Annotated in this window: 17 protein-coding genes and 1 pseudogene; 12 read left to right on the top strand and 6 right to left on the bottom strand. The window is 59.2% G+C overall.

The genetic code is table 11. The features are described 5' to 3' along the window. Positions 1-12 precede the first annotated feature (12 nt). Both tnpC (BUS42_RS25065) and BUS42_RS25060 read left to right on the top strand, forming a co-directional pair. Complete coding sequence (tnpC, locus tag BUS42_RS25065; protein ID WP_074308792.1) at positions 13-1,671, top strand: IS66 family transposase; 1,659 nt, start codon at positions 13-15, stop codon at positions 1,669-1,671. A 114-nt stretch (positions 1,672-1,785) separates the two neighbouring features. Next, entirely contained in the window at positions 1,786-2,706 is a 921-nt protein-coding gene (locus tag BUS42_RS25060) for a hypothetical protein (protein ID WP_074311613.1), read from the top strand. A 517-nt stretch (positions 2,707-3,223) separates the two neighbouring features. Here the strand turns inward: BUS42_RS25060 and BUS42_RS25055 are convergent. After that, positions 3,224-3,520 (bottom strand): ribbon-helix-helix domain-containing protein, encoded by a 297-nt coding sequence (locus BUS42_RS25055; protein ID WP_074311611.1) that lies wholly within the window; start codon positions 3,518-3,520, stop codon positions 3,224-3,226. 522 nt (positions 3,521-4,042) lie between these two features. Here BUS42_RS25055 and BUS42_RS25050 point away from each other — a divergent pair. Both BUS42_RS25050 and BUS42_RS25045 read left to right on the top strand, forming a co-directional pair. Further along, a complete protein-coding gene (locus BUS42_RS25050; RefSeq protein ID WP_074311609.1) occupies positions 4,043-4,642 on the top strand; it encodes a hypothetical protein in 600 nt (199 codons plus the stop codon). A 364-nt stretch (positions 4,643-5,006) separates the two neighbouring features. Further along, a complete protein-coding gene (locus BUS42_RS25045) occupies positions 5,007-6,077 on the top strand; it encodes an IS1634 family transposase (protein ID WP_074311607.1) in 1,071 nt (356 codons plus the stop codon). Positions 6,078-6,179: 102 nt separating this feature from the next. Here BUS42_RS25045 and tnpC (BUS42_RS25040) read toward each other — a convergent pair whose 3' ends face one another. The 3 genes from tnpC (BUS42_RS25040) to tnpA all read right to left on the bottom strand — a co-directional run bounded on the left by tnpC (BUS42_RS25040) (position 6,180) and on the right by tnpA (position 8,611). After that, a complete protein-coding gene (gene tnpC, locus BUS42_RS25040) occupies positions 6,180-7,838 on the bottom strand; it encodes an IS66 family transposase (protein WP_074306289.1) in 1,659 nt (552 codons plus the stop codon). Between the two features lie 72 nt (positions 7,839-7,910). Beyond that, positions 7,911-8,279, bottom strand: coding sequence for an IS66 family insertion sequence element accessory protein TnpB (gene tnpB, locus BUS42_RS25035; protein WP_074306290.1), 369 nt, complete (start codon positions 8,277-8,279; stop codon positions 7,911-7,913). Continuing rightward, positions 8,273-8,611: an IS66 family insertion sequence element accessory protein TnpA gene (gene tnpA, locus BUS42_RS25030; protein WP_074306291.1), complete on the bottom strand. Its 339-nt coding sequence runs from the start codon at positions 8,609-8,611 to the stop codon at positions 8,273-8,275. Before tnpA ends, tnpB begins: the two co-directional genes overlap by 7 nt. 133 nt (positions 8,612-8,744) lie before the next feature. Here tnpA and BUS42_RS25025 point away from each other — a divergent pair, with 133 nt between their 5' ends. Together BUS42_RS25025 and BUS42_RS25020 are read left to right on the top strand one after the other, a co-directional pair. Then, a complete protein-coding gene (locus BUS42_RS25025; protein WP_074311605.1) occupies positions 8,745-9,464 on the top strand; it encodes an IS1634 family transposase in 720 nt (239 codons plus the stop codon). 60 nt (positions 9,465-9,524) lie between these two features. Then, complete coding sequence (locus BUS42_RS25020; protein ID WP_074311603.1) at positions 9,525-10,142, top strand: hypothetical protein; 618 nt, start codon at positions 9,525-9,527, stop codon at positions 10,140-10,142. 178 nt (positions 10,143-10,320) lie between these two features. Here BUS42_RS25020 and BUS42_RS25015 read toward each other — a convergent pair whose 3' ends face one another. Both BUS42_RS25015 and BUS42_RS25010 read right to left on the bottom strand, forming a co-directional pair. After that, a complete protein-coding gene (locus BUS42_RS25015; RefSeq protein WP_216821083.1) occupies positions 10,321-11,079 on the bottom strand; it encodes a hypothetical protein in 759 nt (252 codons plus the stop codon). Next, on the bottom strand, positions 11,051-13,903 hold the full coding sequence (locus BUS42_RS25010) for an HsdM family class I SAM-dependent methyltransferase (RefSeq protein ID WP_216821082.1): 2,853 nt from the start codon (positions 13,901-13,903) through the stop codon (positions 11,051-11,053). Before BUS42_RS25010 ends, BUS42_RS25015 begins: the two co-directional genes overlap by 29 nt. 317 nt (positions 13,904-14,220) lie before the next feature. Here BUS42_RS25010 and BUS42_RS25005 point away from each other — a divergent pair, with 317 nt between their 5' ends. The 6 genes and pseudogenes from BUS42_RS25005 to BUS42_RS46655 all read left to right on the top strand — a co-directional run bounded on the left by BUS42_RS25005 (position 14,221) and on the right by BUS42_RS46655 (position 19,784). Beyond that, positions 14,221-14,487: a hypothetical protein gene (locus BUS42_RS25005; protein WP_254053779.1), complete on the top strand. Its 267-nt coding sequence runs from the start codon at positions 14,221-14,223 to the stop codon at positions 14,485-14,487. Between the two features lie 478 nt (positions 14,488-14,965). Beyond that, positions 14,966-15,304, top strand: coding sequence for a hypothetical protein (locus BUS42_RS43835; RefSeq protein ID WP_159452291.1), 339 nt, complete (start codon positions 14,966-14,968; stop codon positions 15,302-15,304). Next, complete coding sequence (locus BUS42_RS43830; RefSeq protein WP_254053778.1) at positions 15,226-15,999, top strand: formylglycine-generating enzyme family protein; 774 nt, start codon at positions 15,226-15,228, stop codon at positions 15,997-15,999. The genes BUS42_RS43835 and BUS42_RS43830 overlap by 79 nt, the downstream gene beginning before the upstream one ends. Positions 16,000-17,162: 1,163 nt before the next feature. Then, complete coding sequence (locus BUS42_RS24995) at positions 17,163-18,584, top strand: sulfatase family protein (RefSeq protein ID WP_254053777.1); 1,422 nt, start codon at positions 17,163-17,165, stop codon at positions 18,582-18,584. 103 nt (positions 18,585-18,687) lie between these two features. Beyond that, positions 18,688-19,658: pseudogene (locus BUS42_RS24990) on the top strand (DUF1559 domain-containing protein); the annotation flags it as partial. Next, entirely contained in the window at positions 19,632-19,784 is a 153-nt protein-coding gene (locus BUS42_RS46655) for an H-X9-DG-CTERM domain-containing protein (RefSeq protein ID WP_410001724.1), read from the top strand. The pseudogene BUS42_RS24990 and the gene BUS42_RS46655, both read left to right, overlap by 27 nt. Positions 19,785-19,825 lie beyond the last annotated feature (41 nt).

The raw sequence follows: 19,825 nt of genomic DNA, 5'->3' as shown, positions 1-19,825 counted from the left end.
GTCTAAGAGGGCATGAGCGCAGACGCCCGCCCCATCACTCCTGAGACCCCTGCCGATCCCACGGCGACGTTACCCAGTGATCCCGCCTTCCTCCAGCAGATGATCATCGAACTGCTCGCCGCCCTCCGCGACACACGGCGTCAGAACGAGGAATTGCAGCATCGCCTTGACCTCCTCTTGCGGCGGATCTACGGCCCACGCACCGAACGCTTCGACCCCAATCAGCCGCTGCTCATCCCCGACGCCTTCGAGCCGCTCGCCCCGGAACCGGAACCCGCGGCCACCGGCGACGCGGTCCCACCCGAGTCCGAACCGGGAGCGACCCCCGCGAAGAAGGCACGCCCCCACGGCCGCAGGCCCTTGCCCAAGGACCTCCGCCGCGAGCCTCGGGTCTATGAGTTGACCGAAGCCGAACGCCGCTGTCCGCAATGCGGCGAGACCCGGGCCCAGATCAGCGCCGAACGCAGCGAGCAGCTCGACTACGTGCCGGCGACCCTGTTCGTGGTCGAGCACGTGCGCTGCATTTACGCCTGCCCGCACTGCGAAGGTCAAGTCGTCACCGCCGGCAAGCCAGCCCAGCCGATCTCCAAGGGCTTGCCTGGACCGGGATTGCTCGCTCATGTGATCACGGAAAAGTATGCCGATCATATTCCGCTCCATCGCCAGGAACGCCGCCTGGCCCGGCAAGGGGTGGAGCTGTCACGCTCAACCCTCTGCGACTGGATGGCCGGCGCCGCCCAAACTCTCGAGCCGCTCTACGACCTGATGAAGACATTGATCCTGTTGTGCGGCACGATTCACACCGACGACACCTCGGTGAAGCTGCGGGACTCGGAGCGAAAGATTAAGGCCTTGGCCCGGCTCTGGATCTACTTCGGCGATTATCTTTATCCTTACAATGTTTTTGATTTCACGAGGAGCCGCAAGCGAGACGGTCCGAGTCTGTTTCTCAAGGGTTTTCGCGGTTATTTGCAGGCTGATGCCTTCAGCGGCTACGACGGCATCTACGCGGGCGGCAACGTCGTGGAGGTGGGTTGCAACGCCCACGCCCGCCGCAAGTTCGTCGAGGCGCAGAAGACGGACCTGGCGCGAGCGAGTACGGCCCTGGCCTACTACCGCCAGCTCTACGCGATCGAGAAGGGGATCAAAGCGGAGCTCGCCAAGCTGCCCGAGGACGCCGACGAGCCGACGCGGGCCGCGATTCGGCTGCGGGTCCGCCAGGAGCGGGCGGTGTCAGTTTGGGAGCGCCTCGAGAAGTGGCTGAAGGAGGAGCGACCGCAGGTGCTCCCCAAGAGTCCGATGGGAGGCGCAATCGGTTACATGGAGAACCACTGGGAGGCGTTGAAACGGTACACCAGCTCGGGCTACCTTTCGATCGACAACAACGTAGCCGAGCAACACATGAAAACGATTGCGACTGGACGAAAGAATTGGCTTTTCACCGGCAGTGAGACCGGCGGGAAGACGATGGCTGTGTTATTCAGCGTGGTGTCGAGTTGCCAGCGTCACGGTCATGACCCGTTCGTCTACTTGCGTGACGTGCTGTCCCGGTTGCCGACCCTTCCCAAAGAGAATCTGGCCGACCTTCTCCCCGACCGTTGGTCGCCTCCCCAAGTCGCCGATCCTCCGGCGACCCCAGAGGGTCCCATCGCCGACGGTTCCCCGAGCTGACAACGGCTCCCGCCGGCACTCGAAACGCGGCACGCTCCCACCGCGGAGTTCGGGCCAGGCTCGACACGGGTTGGAGAGCGCGTCGCGTCTGCTGACGCCGGATCATGACACCGCGTGGGGTTCCAACCGACGGTCACCAAATTGGCCAAGGCCCCTCGGCCAATTGCCAAGGGGGACGTGGTCCGCCGGACGCACACTACGATCCGGAAATCCGGTCCGTTCCGGGCGACCTTTTCGACCACGAACGGACTCGAACGAACGGACGGCCGGCGGGATTACCATGACCGGGTGATGAAGCTCTATCCCGAGCTTTTCGAGCCCGTGGGGGTGACCTTCGCCAGTATTTCGCCACGGGGCAGCGCGCGTTACGACGCCATTCGCACCGCCGCTGACCTGCGCCCGGATCCCCGCCAGGCACGACCCGGGCAGGTCATCACGCCGCAAGGGGAGGCGGCCCGGGCGGCGCAAGTGATCGTGCTGCCAACCACGGCCGGCCCGTTCGCCGCCTTGGACGTGTCGCTGGCCGGCACTCAGTTGCGCGACCCGTACGACGAGCAGTGGTCACCCACGGATGAGAACGGCCATTTCGTCGTGTATCCCAAGGATGATGACGACCTCTTGATGATTCTGCACCCCTCCGGATTCGCCATCCAAGCCGGGGCCCAAAAAGCCGATCTGATCCGACTTCAACCCTGGGCAGCACTGACCTTCAACAGTACGGGGGACGTTGCCGACCAGAATGCCAACGTCGGGATCAGGCCGGTCGGCCTCAAGCCCAGCGCGCCTGGAGTACGGGTCGCTTCGATTGCCACGACGGGTAATCCGGTTGAGGTCCAAGTCCCAGCGGGCGAAATCGCCCTGTCCCGGTCGTTGGCGATGGGGGAAGGCGTTTCCATCTCACTTCCGGTCGAGCAATTCTCCCTGAGGCCGGGCGAAGTGCGCACCTTGGAAATCAAACCACCCAGCGAGGCCGATCGCAAGCGCGCGCGGGAGATCCACGAGCAGTTCCACCCCGCCCGAGGCAACGATCGTTAGAGGGGATCATGAACGCGGGAGGGCAACTTCGAAGGGCATTCAGGGAGGGCCGGTTGGATTCCGGTTCCTCCGGTGGCATCGCCCCCCCCGCGGGATGATCCCGCAACTTCAGTAAATTGCAAATAAACTATCATGCAAATATTTATTAATCGATTAAATTGTGATTTAAACCGATGGGGTATTCTTAATTCAAGTCCTCGCGAACCGGGGAGCCGCGATCGGTGTGGTTGCCGGAGTGATGCCGAGACTCTGGGGCGAGGACCATCCAATTCGCCATCGATACGGCCAGCAAGCTCGGCGGCGGCCCGGTCGAAGGGGATCACTTCTTCAACGGAGACGCTGGCCAGGAAGGTTTGCAGTTGCCGCAGGACCTGCTTTTGGCAGTGGCCTTGCGTGATCTCCATCAGCGTTACCGCCGAGAGAGTCAGGACGCCAAGATCCTACCGGTAAGCGATGGCTTTAGCCCTGACAGTCTGATTGACGCCTTTAAGGATTTCGGAAGCGATATCAGTGTCGATCAGGGCCTTGTTAAAAGGACGAATTCCCGCCCTTTATCCTCGCGCCGCCGCTGGTAGGCGTTGGCAACGATTACGTCAAGGAGTTCGCCATCCTCGTGCATGGCATCAATGGAGCCCAGAATCGGGTCGATTGGCCGGGCGGCACCGGTGGGGGCAACGGGCCGAACAGGCTGCTTATAGTTGCGAAGCAGCAGCCGGGCGGCCTCGGCCATCGCCTTATCGACCTTAGCGAAACGCCCGCTATGGACGACGGCCTCAATGGACGATACCAGCTCTTTGGGTAATTGTATGGTCATCTTGATGGTTCTCCTTGACATTCCAGCCTATCACACCCGGCCGATGCTGCCAAGAGACCTGGTTGCACGCATGCTTGGATTAGCTTCCCTAAGCGGGGAAACGACCTTGCTGGTTGAAAATCGCGTCACACGGAGCGAACGGCTTGAATAAGGGCATGCTACCGGCCAAAATGATGACAAGCGATTTAAGATACAGCAGAAAGGTTATTGTGTGAATACTCGCTTGGATTCAATCCAGCAATTCGTCGCTTATGCCCGTACCCTCAGGGGCGACGAAAGGGCAGAGCACAAATTTTCTGCGATCGGCTATTCCAGGCGTTCGGGCATGGCGGCTACAAAGAAGCCGGTGAGACGCTCGAATCCCAGGTGAAAGGGCAAGGCAAGAGTACGAAATTCTCCGATCTGTGGTGGCGGCCCTGGCTGCTGATCGAGATGATAATGCGGCGTGAAAAGCTCCAGCTGACAGTGAACAGCAAATCGTGCTGACGTTGTAATTTGTACCGTTTAGCGAGGAACTTCACAATGACGGATTCGCTAAGCTTGAGCCGGTCAATTCAGGGCGAACTGCCGTTCAGCCTCAACCTGCCGGAAAGCAACTATGTGGTCGATTTGGATGGGACGAAATACCAGGTGGAGTTGCTTCAGAACAGGGTGGCCATACCGGTTGACTCGCATGCGATGATGATGGGTAAGCCTGATGAATTAAAGTTACAGCTATCCGAGCGATGGGATTCGCTCTACAAAATCGAACTCAGGACGATTGTGCGACGCGTTGACACACGCGAGGTACAAATTGCCGATATGGCCGAACTGAATGATGACCACCTAGTTCAGGCGGCTATCACCAAAATACTTCTGCATGATCCCGGAAAGGCGGGCGATCCCAAACAGTTGGAGAATTTCGCAAAGGCGCAACTCGCACAGCTCGATTCCGACGGCTACGCGACCTTTCGAAACGACACGGCGATTAGGCTGACTGCCGACAAGCTATTCCCTGCAACGGAAGTTCAGGATTTCTGCAAAGCCGTAAATGTACTGATTCGCAGTTACATCATACGTTCCGCACATCTCGCCTGCAATTTCTCGGAATTTTCACCTCCTGCTATTTCTGGCATACGCTGATGTATTGGCTCCCGCGACCCGCTCCTTCCATGATCTCCGCCACTGACTTGCTCACATCACGCCTCCTCGTCCCGCCAACCCATCGTGATCGTTCCCCATCGATTCTTCGCTTGTTTCCCATGCAAGGCAATGTCCCAACCGTTCCCTGCCTCCTTTCGGAGTCAAACTTGAGGATTCGCTTTTGACGTAAGTCTTGCGGGCCTAGACTTACGTCAAGGCGTAATTATTTCTGCAAGTCAACAAAATTTTCCACCTTGACCCGCTCGACTCTCGGACAATCATGCCGACGGGAATCACAACCCGACGCCTGTCGCCAATCGCGGGCATGTCGAGGACGATTTGATCCCTCTCGAGGCCATGGTCCATGCCAGAACAAAAACGACCGCGCCAGTCGAATCCCGCTCCCGATCTCAGTCCCGGCGAGGCGGCCCACACCGGCGGTCAGTCCCTCAAGTCCTTCCGGCTCGGCGCCCTTCCCATCCTCGATCGGATCATCCGCCGACTTCGACTGGATGACTTCCTCCGCCAATACCTTCCCCCCGAGGATGCCCGCCAAAAGATCGCCACCTCCACCGGCCTCCTTCTCTTGCTCAAGAACCTTCTCGTCTCCCGTGAACCCATGTATGGCGTCGGCCAATGGGCGAGTCGCCACCCCGCCGAGTGGTTCGCTCTGACCCCGGCCCAACTGCCCCACTGGAACGACGACCGCGTCGGACGTTGTCTCGACCGACTCTTCGACGCCAATGTCCCCTCGTTCACCCTGGCCGTCGCCACCCATGCCGTGGCGGAGTTCAACGTCGCATTGGACGAACTCCATAACGACTCGACCACAATCACCTTCCACGGCGACTATCGCGAGGCGGCCCAAGAGGACCTGATGCGGGGCCAGAAGACCCAGGCCATTACCTGGGGGCACAACAAGGATCATCGCCCTGACCTCAAACAACTGCTCTACGTCCTGACCGTCACTCGCGATGGCGGCGTACCGGTTCACTTCCGCGTCGAAAGCGGGAATACCACCGACGACCGCACTCATCGTGCCACCTGGGACCTGCTGTGCCAGTTGACCGGGCGACGGGACTTTCTCTATGTGGCCGACTGCAAGCTCGCCACCGCCGAGAACATGGCTTACCTGCACCAGCACGGCGGCCGATTCCTGAGCATCCTGCCTCGTACCCGCTCCGAAGATGGCGAATTCCGCGCGTTGTTGTACCAGGACCAGGTGACCTGGAAGCCGATCCATGAGAAGCGGGATGAGAAGGGAGTTCTCCTGGAACGCTACAGCGTGGCCGACCAGGCGACCCTCAGTGCCGAGGGCTACCGTCTGATCTGGTGTCACAGTGTGCGTCCGGCGGACCACGTCCCCCTTGGCAATTGGCCGAGGGGCCTTGGCCAATTTGGTGACCGTCGGTTGGAACCCCACGCGGTGTCATGATCCGGCGTCAGCAGACGCGACGCGCTCTTCAACCCGTGTCGAGCCTGGCCCGAACTCCGCGGTGGGAGCGTGCCGCGTTTCGAGTGCCGGCGGGAGCCGTTGTCAGCTCGGGGAACCGTCGGCGATGGGACCCTCTGGGGTCGCCGGAGGATCGGCGACTTGGGGAGGCGACCAACGATCGGGGAGAAGGTCGGCCAGATTCTCTTTGGGAAGGGTCGGCAACCGGGACAGCACGTCACGCAAGTAGACGAACGGGTCATGACCGTGACGCTGGCAACTCGACACCACGCTGAATAACACAGCCATCGTCTTCCCGCCGGTCTCACTGCCGGTGAAAAGCCAATTCTTTCGTCCAGTCGCAATCGTTTTCATGTGTTGCTCGGCTACGTTGTTGTCGATCGAAAGGTAGCCCGAGCTGGTGTACCGTTTCAACGCCTCCCAGTGGTTCTCCATGTAACCGATTGCGCCTCCCATCGGACTCTTGGGGAGCACCTGCGGTCGCTCCTCCTTCAGCCACTTCTCGAGGCGCTCCCAAACTGACACCGCCCGCTCCTGGCGGACCCGCAGCCGAATCGCGGCCCGCGTCGGCTCGTCGGCGTCCTCGGGCAGCTTGGCGAGCTCCGCTTTGATCTCCTTCTCGATCGCGTAGAGCTGGCGGTAGTAGGCCAGGGCCGTACTCGCTCGCGCCAGGTCCGTCTTCTGCGCCTCGACGAACTTGCGGCGGGCGTGGGCGTTGCAACCCACCTCCACGACGTTGCCGCCCGCGTAGATGCCGTCGTAGCCGCTGAAGGCATCAGCCTGCAAATAACCGCGAAAACCCTTGAGAAACAGACTCGGACCGTCTCGCTTGCGGCTCCTCGTGAAATCAAAAACATTGTAAGGATAAAGATAATCGCCGAAGTAGATCCAGAGCCGGGCCAAGGCCTTAATCTTTCGCTCCGAGTCCCGCAGCTTCACCGAGGTGTCGTCGGTGTGAATCGTGCCGCACAACAGGATCAATGTCTTCATCAGGTCGTAGAGCGGCTTGAGAGTTTGGGCGGCGCCGGCCATCCAGTCGCAGAGGGTTGAGCGTGACAGCTCCACCCCTTGCCGGGCCAGGCGGCGTTCCTGGCGATGGAGCGGAATATGATCGGCATACTTTTCCGTGATCACATGAGCGAGCAATCCCGGTCCAGGCAAGCCCTTGGAGATCGGCTGGGCTGGCTTGCCGGCGGTGACGACTTGACCTTCGCAGTGCGGGCAGGCGTAAATGCAGCGCACGTGCTCGACCACGAACAGGGTCGCCGGCACGTAGTCGAGCTGCTCGCTGCGTTCGGCGCTGATCTGGGCCCGGGTCTCGCCGCATTGCGGACAGCGGCGTTCGGCTTCGGTCAACTCATAGACCCGAGGCTCGCGGCGGAGGTCCTTGGGCAAGGGCCTGCGGCCGTGGGGGCGTGCCTTCTTCGCGGGGGTCGCTCCCGGTTCGGACTCGGGTGGGACCGCGTCGCCGGTGGCCGCGGGTTCCGGTTCCGGGGCGAGCGGCTCGAAGGCGTCGGGGATGAGCAGCGGCTGATTGGGGTCGAAGCGTTCGGTGCGTGGGCCGTAGATCCGCCGCAAGAGGAGGTCAAGGCGATGCTGCAATTCCTCGTTCTGACGCCGTGTGTCGCGGAGGGCGGCGAGCAGTTCGATGATCATCTGCTGGAGGAAGGCGGGGTCACTGGGCAACGTCGCCGTGGGATCGGCAGGGGTCTCAGGGGTGATGGGGCGGGCGTCTGCGCTCATGCCCTCTTAGACGTATGAGGTCCTTATATTATTCGATGATTCTTCGGAAAAACACCGCGGCCGGCCGGGGACTCACACCGTGGCTCTGGGGACGGGTCGGTGATAGCGTTTGCCGCGTTTCACGCTCGAGAGGTCGATCCCTTCGAGGAGCATGACGAGGTCCGCGGCGCGGACCTCGAGGCGTGGCTGAGCCTCCAGAGTCGGCGGAAAGCGGAAGGTGCCGGCTTCCAATCGCTTGTACCAGATCGCGTATCCGTCCTCCTCCCAGATCAAGAGCTTGATGCGGTCGGCGGCCTTGTTGCGGAAGACGAAGACGTCTCCCGAGAGCGGATCGCCCTGGAGCCCTTCGCGGACCAGGGCCGCCAAACTGTCGAACGATTTTCGCAGATCGACCGGCTGCGCCGCGAGCCAGATCCGGACGGTCGGAGCCAAGCTCACCATGACCGTCCTCCGGCTTCGAGCAGTTCAACGACTTGCACGAGGGTCTGGGGGTCGAACCCGGCCCCGACCCGCAAGCAGCGTCCGTTGGCCAGTACGACCTCGATGCTCCCGGCGGGCGACTCAGCCTTGTCGGCGAGCACATGCACAGGAAGAAACGCGGGCTTGGGCTGGTCGCGCCGCTGAAGTTCCCTCCGCCACCAATAAAACGACGGCGCACTCACGCCCTCGGCCAGGCAGAACGCCCGGACCGACAGTCCACTCCGCTTCCACCGGGCCAGAACCAGCCGCCAGTACGGCTCCCGCCCGTTTCTCGATCCTGCCACTCGGCCCATCGTTCACCCCCTTTCGGCCATGCTCCGATCGTAGCATGGGCCACAAGAAGGGGTTCACCGGACGCACACGTGTCACAGCACACGGAAAGCGGAAGTCGACGCATCATCACGTCATCAGCAAGTGGAGCGTGCGTTGCTGGCGTTGTCGGAACTGCGGTTAAAACTCAGCTCGCCGCGTAGCCGCTATCGCCAACTCGGAAAGGTCAAGGAGGCGGTCGCGGCCATCCTGGAGCCGCGGGACTTGGCCCGGTGGATCACAGTCGAAGTCGTGGAAAAACGGGAGGAAACTTACCGTCAGGAGGGGCGTGGCCGTCCCAACGACAAGACGCGCTACGTGAAAGAGGAGACCGTTCGCATCGCATTGACTTACCGCATCGACCATGTTGCTCTCGCGGCGGAAATGTGCGTCGACGGTGTCTTTCCCCTAATCACCAACGAGTTATTGCTTACTGAGGAAGAATTGCTATTAGCATACAAGCGTCAGCCGGTAATCGAGAAGCGGTTTTCGCAACTCAAGACAGACTTCGAAGTGGCTCCCGTGTACCTGCAGAACGTGGGGCGGATCCAGTCGCTGCTTTGCGTCTATTTCTTGGCCCTGTTGACCGAGGCGCTGCTGGAGCGGGAACTGCGTGCGGCGATGAAACGCGATGGTGTGAAGAGTGTGCCTCTGTACCCGGAAGGTCGAGCGTGCCATCGCCCGACGGCACGTCGGGTGATTGATTTGTTCGAGGAGGTGCAGCGTCATCAGCTGATCGTGGAGGGGCAAGCGCCAGTGGAATTCACGACCGAGCTCTCCAAGTTGCAACGCCAGATTCTGAACCTGCTTGGCATGGCGACGGCCTACGATCGCTGAAATTGCAGGCCGCCGGAAATTCGGAGATAATGAACCAGAGATGTGCGGAACGTAGGTTACATGGCCACATTCAATGACTTTTTTGTCCAGGAAATCACCGAAAATTTCTTCAGCAGCACCGCGTTTCACGGGATCCTCGTCGAAAAATATTTCAATGGCCAACTGCTGGATAACATTCGTCACGTTGGTGGGCGATTCCCCTACATGGTCCGACGGCCGTGGCTTGAGCATCCGGAACAGGCGGTAACCGCATTCCGAACGCAGCTGGAAAACACGCCGAATCCCGATCCAGTGAAGTTGCTCAACGTCCGGGCGCGCTCCCTGCTCCAGCGGGGAGGTTTCAGGTCGGCCATGATCGAAGCTTCAGCGGCTTTCGATCTCTGCCTGGTACGCAAAATTCGTGGAGGCTATAGCTCGCAGGGCAAGACAGATCCTGAGATCGATGACATTCTCAGTAAAAACCCACGGTATGACGATCGGGCGAAGAAGATTCTGAAGGAAGCAACTGGCTCATCGGCAGCCGATCTCGACCCTGCGGTTTGGCAACGATTCGTCGCGCACCGGACTCGGCGTGGAAAAGTTGCTCATGCGGCGACCGAACCATCTGAATCAGAGGCCACGGGAGCAGTCGAAGACATGATCCGAGTTACAGAGTTGGTCGATGCACTAACGACCTAACCGGCCAGTTTGCCGCCGGAAATCAAGTGCAAGATTGCGAATATGAGAAACTGATGTTGTGATTCTGCTTTTAATAACCAACCATCCTTGTTTTGAGGGGTGAAACTCGGTAGTCCGAGTGGCTTGTAACAATTGCAAGTCCGCATTTTGAGATTGGTGGGCTATTAGCATAAGATCGTCAGTTGACACAAACCCAAAGATGTCGAATCTCTATGTCAGGTAAGCCATCTGGCCTCGAATGAGTCGAGCGTAATACCGCTATACCTGTTGCCGGGTCATCATTCAGAAGATAAAGGACATCCTTTGCATTCCAGCCTGTCTGCCCAGAATCAACTAATTCATTAATCCATTTGCATACACAGGCATCCCAATGCTTTGCCGGGTTCTCTTGCACATAGGCAATCATCGCGCAAAGTGAATGAGCGGCGCCGTGATGACCTTCTTTGAACCGCTGGATGCCTCCAGTTGTTGAATATTGGCTGACCACATACTCCCTTTCATCCCGATCGGAAGCTTTGGGGGTGGGTAATCGCTTGCATTCAATGGGAAGCAAAATGTCGAAGTCAACATGTTTCCGGCCTTCAATCCAAACAGTCGTGCCGCAAGGGGCAGGGACCAGGTCGATTTTGCGGCCCTTCACCACTTCATCCGGTTCTTCGATCCTAAACTGGAGAAAATCCCATCCAACTGAGTGGCGCGCGGAACTGTTTAGATGGGCGCAGAGTTGTGATGTTAATGCGGTTTCCGATTTTACTGCCGGTCTTTCGGGTCGATCTCTCCAGTGCGGCAACTCAGCAGATATAAAATCAATTAACTCATATAATGAAGTGCCAGGAAGATGCACGTCCTCGTTTAATGCACCGGATTTTGATGTTGTAATAGCAGAGTTGGCTAGCATCGCGTTATTCTCAGAAACCCTGTTGTCGTAAGTCGGCAAGAATCTCGTCCGCATCCCGTAACGCAACAGATCGTAGCCAATAGCGCATGCGATCGGGTTTCAGGAGGAACACAAAATGGCCGTCATAGATGCGAGCAATTCGTGTGACATGAAGGGTTGTCCCCAACTGTTCGTGAAGCAGATTGTTGAGCTTGCCTTTCAATCCGTCGGCCCCTTCCCAATCCACTAGGCCTTGACCGAACACAAATGGTTGGCAAATGACACCGGGCCAGGATTGCGGCTCAAGCGGCTGAAGGGGACGCTTTCTATAAACGGTGTTGATTTGCCCAATGAAAGTCGAATTGAACGCCGGAAGATTTGAGTGACCGCTATTTCGCATCACTGGCGAGTCTTCGCCTAGCCTAACCAGGTCCCTTTGATATTCGACGATGTCATCGACGATAATTCGTTCATTGACACTAAGATCAAGGGAGGCATTTTCTGGATAGGGTAGAGCCAGAATGTCTGCCCCAGATAGAGTCGTGGCCTTTTGGGTAAACAACTTCACGCTAACACATGCTACGAATGCTCTCAGGGGCGAACTTTCCGTCGAAAGCCACTCATCCAATTGTTGAAGGGTAGTATGCTGTTCCTTTGATGCTGCGAACCCTACAATTTGATTCTTGTAAGTGAGGTAATCTTTCGACCATACTGCATGAGGCAAGTCCATTTGCTCGCGTACCAGAAGCATGGGTGGTGTAAAGCGCTTTGCCGATCGTTGTTTCTCGATCGGCTTCTCAGGCATCTTCGTGATTGCGGAAGTGTCGATGCCGTCCAAAGTTAACGCTTCCGACGGAAGAACCGATTCTCCGATAATGTGGTCTGCTCTGTGAGATTTGCCTCTTTTCTTTTTCACTCCCTCGATAAATCCTTCACCGAAATCCCAGCCGTGCTCCTCGGCGAACTGCCCTAGCGTGCGGAATGACTTCAGCCGGTCAACGAAACCAAGAACACGACCACCACCCAGCAAGCCGGATCGCCAGACGCCATCGTTGCTGAGTGCGAGGGGGCGGGGTAGCCAGTGCAGGTCGTAATAATCGATGTCAAAACCCTGCTCCGCGTCAATTCGTCCACTACGACGGAAGGTGGCGTGAAGGATTTGGCGGTCCGCTTTTGGTGCGGACGCATCTGCCACAACAACGACCACTTTAGTGTCGGCACCAGCCTTCTGAAACAGTCCTCGTACTGAGACGAAATCCAAAACCTCGCGGACATCCCACCTATCAATAAAATCCCGGCGAAATCCTACGGAGAGTTTGTTATATAAAAAACCGTATTGCTGAAGCATGCTCAGCACGCCGCCTTCAGCAACGAGTCCCATTGCTTCATGCAAAAAGAGGTAGGCTACTTGCTTGTCGGGCAACGGACCATGATTCACCTTGTAATTCTGGTAGCTACGTTCCGCTCCCGGAGTGCTCAAGCTCGATGCGAACGGTGGATTTCCGACGACAACGCCAACCGCTGCGGTCAAAAGCTTTCGCTCAATCGCCTCGAAGAAACAGGATTGGTGTATCGTGTTACCGCTAAGCGGAGGGAACAATCTAATGCTGGCGCGGATTTCTTCTGGTTCGAGCGCATCGCACAGGGCAAGGCACAGGCTGAAAGCCGCCAACTCTACCGCACCATCCTCTAGGTCAATGCCATGAACCTTTTGGAGCAGCGTCAGAAGGACGGGTATACCTGGCCGATTCCAGGAATTGCGGCTTCGCCAGTGCAGCACCAAACGTTTATAAGCTTCAACCAGAAAAACGCCCGATCCACATGAGGGGTCGAGGATTATCTCATTACGGGAATGCAGCCTGTCGAGTCGTTCCCAGCTAAGTGCCTCTTCGAGCATTAATCGAACAAGGAACGGCGGTGTGTAGACTGAGCTTTCATTATCCTTGACAAATAGCTGATAAATATGACTGATCAATTCTACGGGAAGATCTTTGAAGGAATAGAGCTGCCAAAGTGTAAGTTGTCCGCTGGCTTCCGTCCGTCCTTCGACAAGCCGGGCAAATCTAGCTAATTGCGTGCTGGATTTAAGGGTTTCCCGGTCATTTTCCTCGATAATGAAAACGTGTCCATTAAAGCGGTCCTCCAAAGCTAATAGCAGATTTACCAGTGCTTCGCCATTCGCGAGCACCTGGAAAAACTTTGTGGCACCTGTAAGGAACCGCCCGAAATAATCCTTCTGAAAAACGCCGCGTTCCTCCAGGTAAGCAATGAGTAGTGAGAGGATCAATAATTTTCGCCGCAGGTGCTTCTTGAGTACCCCTTCATTGTTAAGATCGTCATTAAGCCGCCGCACTGCATCGATCAACCGCTTATGGGCAGCTTTAGAAGCGGACAACATCGTACTGCAGACTTCAGTATCATCCCAGATCGTGCCGTTACGCAGTCGTGATGCGTCCCACCATGCCTCGCTGCCGCCGATTGCCGCCGCCGTTTTCAGCGTCCTGATCGGTTTGCAGACGATGTCGCCTTTGGCGGAGACGAAATCGGGTTTGTGGGCGCAACGGAAAAGTTGCACCATCCCGGCGACTTTTCTGTAGATGAGGGGCACTCCTCCCCAACTCCACAGGCGTTTGTGCAATTCAGCGAAGCCCGAATCGTCGTGAGGCCCGTCGGAGAGGAAAACGAAAGCCTGAGCAATGGGGGGGCGTCCATTGCGACCAGCTTCGAAGAAGACCGAGTGCGCGCCATAGATGGCCGCCTTTTCCATCATTACCACTTCTTCGGGGGAACGACCTTCACGGATGTAACCGGACACGGCCACTAGGCCGTCTACAGCCGTAGTAGTCTTCCCAAGATCGAATAGCCACCGCCCGTGATCATTCATCTCTAAATCTGTCTCATGGTTCGTGCTTCGCGATTTCGGGACATCGCAGCTTCGGCGTACCCTCTAGAGCCTTACCAGTCAAAGCCAATCCGCGCAGAATCGGCCCCTTGTTCTCATCGGATACTTAGAACAGGAGGAGCCTTCTAGCGAAGCAATTATGTTTCAAACTGTTATCTACAAACAGCTTAACTCGCGGATCGCCTTCTCCAGCTGGACTGTTTGAAACATCCGTTTAGTGTACCTGGAATTCGGCATGTGGAAAAGATGGTTGGCAACTGAATGGACTAAATTAGCTAAATTGGGAAACTTGGGGCTTTGTGGTGAAGGTTCGGCGTAGGCCAATTCAGCAGCCCGACCCGATCTCGGCGGCAGAAATCGCCTGCTTCGTCTATTACCTCGAACAATGGCGGCTGGAATACGGGCTGGGGCTGGAGCCGGAGAATCGGGCGGCACTCGACGCAGGCGGCCGGCATCATGCCCGGAAAGCTGTGGCAGAGTGGGTGGCGGGCGGTTCTATCGCCATCGGACGGCTGCTGGCCGTTCTGTCGATCCTGGGTCTGCTCCTGCTGGTGTTTTACAGATGACAGCTACGCCGTGGATGGCCGCTTTTGTGCCCCTGGCGTTGTTGCTGGGCCTGTGGCTGATGCTCGCCGAGGCGAATAAAGGGAACACTCGTCAATCTTGCCGTTGTCTGGGTGAAATGGGGCACTATAATAAAGATTATGGATAATTTCATCCAGATTGTGTATGGCATATCATGATGTAGGAATGTTAAATTTGAATTCCCCATGGCGGCTCTCCTCGAATCGGTCCGGGCCGCGGTTCAGCACCATGTATCCCAAGCGTCCGCTCCGCCTCCGGCCACGCGAAGCGTCACAAGAGCCGCGGTTTTGTGGAATCGCAAAATTATGAATAAAGACGATTGAGTTAGGTTGTGATGTTGTGATATGGTTAATGCTGATTTCAGATCGGGTTGTGTTGCTGTTGGGCCGCCTTTGATAGAATCCTGCGATCACTCGTTTGTCAAGGGACCCGATCAAGTCTGGATCTTGAGCATCGCCCATGAATCCGTTGTCAGTGACACGTTTGGGATGGCTCGGCTTCGCACGGATGGGACTGGCTTTCTTGGTGTGCGGCTTGGCGGTTGGCGGGTTGATCGATCAGTTCCGCGTGACCTTCCCGCCGCGGATTCAGGCTCCGGCCCCCGCGCGGCGGCCGATCGCCCGGATTCCGGATGGCCCACCGATGCGGATCGACCTGACCGAGCGGGAGCGTGCCGGGCGGGAGCGGGCGGACAATGGCTTGGGGATGCGCTTTTGCTGGTGCCCGCCAGGGAGCTTTCCCATGGGCGGGGGGCCGCGGAACCGCTACGGGTTGTGGACGCTGATCCAGTGCGGGTGACCCTCCGTCGCGGGTTCTGGATGGGGAAGTTCGAGGTGACACAGGATCAGTGGCAACGGGTGATGGGTATGTCCTTGGCCGAGCAGCAGGCCAAGGAGCCGAGGCTCCCACGTCGCTTGAATGACGATGGCAGTGTGCGATTCGGCGCCGGTGAGGGCCCGGACTATCCGATCTACTTCACGAGCCATGACGATGCCGAGGCGTTTTGCCGCAAGCTCACCGAGGCCGAACGCGACGCCGGCCGGCTCGAAGCGGGAGCGGAGTACTGCCTCCCGACCGAGGCGCAGTGGGAGTTCGCCTGCCGCGCGGGGACGACGACCGCCACGGCGTTTGGCGACCGACTGGGAAGTGCGCAAGCGAATTTCGATGGAACCGCTCCTTTTCAAGGTGCGCCGGTTGGCCCCTACCCGGGCTTGACGACGCCGGTCGGCCGCTACCCAGCCAATGCCTGGGGGCTGCACGACATGCACGGCAACCTCTGGGAGTGGTGCCGTGATGGCTATGTCGAGATACCGGGCGGTGGCACCGACCCCTTCGAGACCACGTCACTCTCCCTTCCCTCGTGGCCGATACGTGGTGGCTGTTGGCATAACGAAGGCCGTTCCTGTCTCTCCTCCTCGCGGTCCAAAGGCAAGGTTGCCCAGCGCGGTTATGGTCTCGGATTCCGTGTGGCCCTCCTCGCGACGGCCCCTTGAACGACCTCGGACGCACGAGGGAGCACCCTCGTTGGTCCGGGGTACGCGCGTGGGGCAAGTCATCCTTATCCGGCTCGCCTCAGAACGCGAAGCGATCGGTCGGGTGCCCAGGCCTGATCCAGACTGCGATCAGGCCGGATCCTCGACTGGAGATCGTCCCAAAACCGATCGCTTGATGATCCCATCGGCGGTGGCCGAAGCCCAAGAGCATCAATCCGGCAGGATCTGAAGTTTTTGTGTGAATGCACCGCAAACAAATTGTGATGAATTACCGAATTTTAGAATTGCTATGCGAGTTTGATACGTTTGATCTTGATTTCATGGGATTGCGTTGCCACCCTGGAATCGGGGCGTCGATCGGCGCACGCCCCTGCCATCGGGCGACTCTGGTTTGCCGATCGATCGTCGAACAGCCTGGGGAGTCTTTCAAGGGGCGATCGCGATCGAACCTTACCTCCTATGCAACGTCAGAGGGGTTCACGGCGGCTCCAAGTTCACTCAGGCGTCCGGCGCCAACCGCCGTCGCTTCACGCCCTGAAAAAAAGGGTGGCAACCCCAGGCTCTCGCGGTCTTCCGCGAGGCCCGGCTCACGACCGATGATGGAAGAGTTATGTTAAGCGATCTCGATTGCTTGATCGTGGCGGAATCAAGCGTAAAACGGCCTTGGGAGGATTTGTGAGGTCGCTGGTCTTGCAAAACCCGACTATCTCGATCAAGATGTAGCGAACGGAGTTGGCGGCTCAGACGATTGGGTCGTTGTAAATATCCAGGGCGTTTCATAACGAGACAGCAGGACTCCCTGATGGGGGCCTGCCCAGGCCCATCAGGACCTGTGGGCCAACCGCTGAGGTTGATGCCGGGCGGTCGCCTGCGCCACGGCCATCTTCATTTACGATTCAAGCCCGCTCGCCGAGTTCGCGAGGGGGTGGTGAATCCGTAGGGTGTTCGCTGCGCGGTCGTCGGCCCTGATTGCCCTTTGTCTTTTTCCTTGATTCGTCCTCATTTTTGGGCGACGGATCGGCTTTACGAGTTCTGTCATGATGATGACTGGAGTAGGGTTTCCGAGGTGGTCTGTCCACGGCTCATCGGCTCGCGGTGGCGAGCGGATCGGGAGCGCTCCGCGGCGGCGCGGTGGCCGGAGCCACTCGTGGCGAGTGGGATTGGTGCTTGTCGGCCTGTTGACCCTGGCTCAACCGGCCACCGCGGCGGGCGGCCCGCCTAACATCCTCTTCCTCCTCTCGGACGACCACAGCGCCCCCTATCTTGGGGCCTACGGCAATCCTGACGTGCGGACGCCGAACCTCGACCGTTTCGCGGCCGAGGGCCTGCGCTGCGACGCGATGTTCGTCAGTTGCCCGCAGTGCGTGCCGTCACGCGCGGCTTTGATGACCGGGCGCTCGCCGGTGTCGGTCCGCATGGTGCGATTCACGTCACCGCTGCCGTCCGACGTGCGGGCGCTCCCCGACCTGCTCCGCGAGGGCGCGGGGTATTTCACCGGGGTTGGTGGGAGGACGTATCATCTCGACGGGCCGGCGGCTCGCGGTCGGCTTGCGCCGACGGTGACGACCGAGGTGCTCGACCGCCACAAGCTGCGGACGTTCAAGGAGCGTGTCGACTACGTCGAGAAGGCGCCCGCCCAGGGGTGGTCGCGTTACGGCGATCACCTCGGGGCGTTCCTCGACGCGGCCCCGGCCGGCAAACCCTGGTTCTTCTGGCTCGGCTTCAGCGATCCCCATCACCCCTGGGACACCCAGGGGAGTCGAGGCGCCATCGACCCCGCCAAGCTCACGCTTCCCCCGGACTTGCCCGATTTGCCGGGCGTCCGCGACGACCTGGCACGCCACCTTGCCGAGATCGAGCATCTCGACAATGACGTCCAGAGTGTCCTCGACGTGCTGAACGCCCGGGGACTCGCCGGCGACACGCTCGTCGTTTTCATGGGCGACAACGGGATGGCCTTCCCGCACGGCAAGGGGGCGCTGCACGACCGGGGGATTCATGTCCCGCTCTTGGTCCGCTGGCCGGGCGTGGTCAAGCCGGGGGAAACGAGCCGGGCCCTGATCTCGGGCGAGGATTTCGCGCCCACGATGCTTGAGGCCGCCGGCCTCGCGCCGCCGAAGTCGATGAGTGGGCTCAGCTTTTTGCCCCTGCTCCGAAACCAGGCGTTCGCGGCACGACGCCATGTGTTCGCCGAGCGTGGCCCCCACGTCGCCGACGGGTCGATGTCCCCGGGGATCTCTGCCGCATCGTTCGACCTGGCGCGATGCGTCCGCTCGGATCGTTATAAGCTGATTTATAACTGCACACCCCACCAGCCGGTTGGCCCGATCGACAGCCAGCGGGATGCCGGCTGGAAGGCGATGGTCGCAGCCAACCAAGCGGGACAACTCGCCCCGCAATTCGTCCGCGCCTACTTCACGGCTCCGCGGCCGACGTTCGAGCTCTACGATCTCAACGCCGACCCCGGCGAACTCGACAACCTCGCCGGACGGGCCGAGGTCGCCGAGGTCGAACGCACGCTCAAGGCCGCGCTCGCCGAGAAGATGATCCTCGATTGGGATTTCCTCCCGCTGCCGACGCGCTGAGGTATCGGCCACTGCCGATCCCCTGGTGACGCGGCGACGCTTTGTTTGCAAAAAATGTTCATCTTTTCAGAATTTGCTGATTTTCAGGGAACGAGAATTCGTTATGAAGGTTTCTGCTCGTCGATTCCGGAGTCGGTTGGTCCTTGGTTTCACCCTCATCGAGCTGCTGGTTGTGATTGCGATCATTGCCGTGCTCATCGCGCTGTTGCTGCCGGCGGTTCAAGCGGCGCGGGAGGCGGCGCGACGCATGGAGTGCGTCAATCACCTCAAGCAGATCGGGCTGGCCTTGCACAATTACCATCAGACCAACGACACCTTCCCCCGGGAGCTTTGACATCACGGAACGCCGATGGGTCAACCCGGACCAACGGCGACTTCAGCACCCACGCTCGATTGTTGCCCACCTTGGAGCAGCAGGCGTTGTATAACGCCGCAAACTTCTCGATCTCGGTGAAGTCTGATCCGACGGGGACGGCGATCAACTCGACGGTGACGGCGACGCGGGTCGCCGCCTTCCTCTGCCCCTCGAGCATCGAGCCGAGTTGGGTCAGCACGCACAATTCGGCCCGTGCCACCGGAAACAACTATTTCGCTTCTTATGGCGCCGGTATTGAATGGGATGCGTCCAAGGCCGGCGGTCCTCCCAACGGCCTCTTCCAGGTGACCGGCCCGACCTTCGGGCTCAGCAGCATTCAGGACGGGTCGAGCAATACGCTCGCCTTCGCGGAGTGGAAGACCGGGTCGGGCAACATTGGCACCGTCACCATTCCCACCGATATCGTCTTCCTCGGCAGCGGTCCTTCGGGAACCTCGCGGACCGCCGCCGGCACCGAGCTGATGCCGAACTTGAACAACCTCGGTTTCCAGGCCTGGATCGAGAGCTGCACCAAGGCGGTGGCGACGACCCGGTCGAGCTTCACGCCGATCCTGGGTGAGGCGTGGGCGTTCGGACTGGTCGGATATTCGATGGGCAGCACCCTTCTGCCTCCCAACGCCAAGTACACCAATTGCAGCGCCGGGAATGCCAACACGCTGGCCGCCGCCGGAATGTTTAACATGAGCAGCAACCATTCCGGGGGGGCGAATATCCTCCTGGCGGACGGTTCGGTGCGGTTCCTCAAGGATTCGACCGCGATGCCGGTGGTCTGGTCGCTCGGTACGCGTGCCCAGGGCGAGATCATCTCGGCCGATTCCTTTTGAGCGTGGCCTCTTGTTGTGCCACAACCCAAGTTGCTGAATCT

The organism is Singulisphaera sp. GP187, from assembly GCF_900129635.1.
Taxonomy (GTDB): domain Bacteria; phylum Planctomycetota; class Planctomycetia; order Isosphaerales; family Isosphaeraceae; genus Singulisphaera.
The sequence above is the reverse complement of the archived record's forward strand: the minus strand, read 5'-3'. Positions and strand labels throughout refer to the sequence as shown.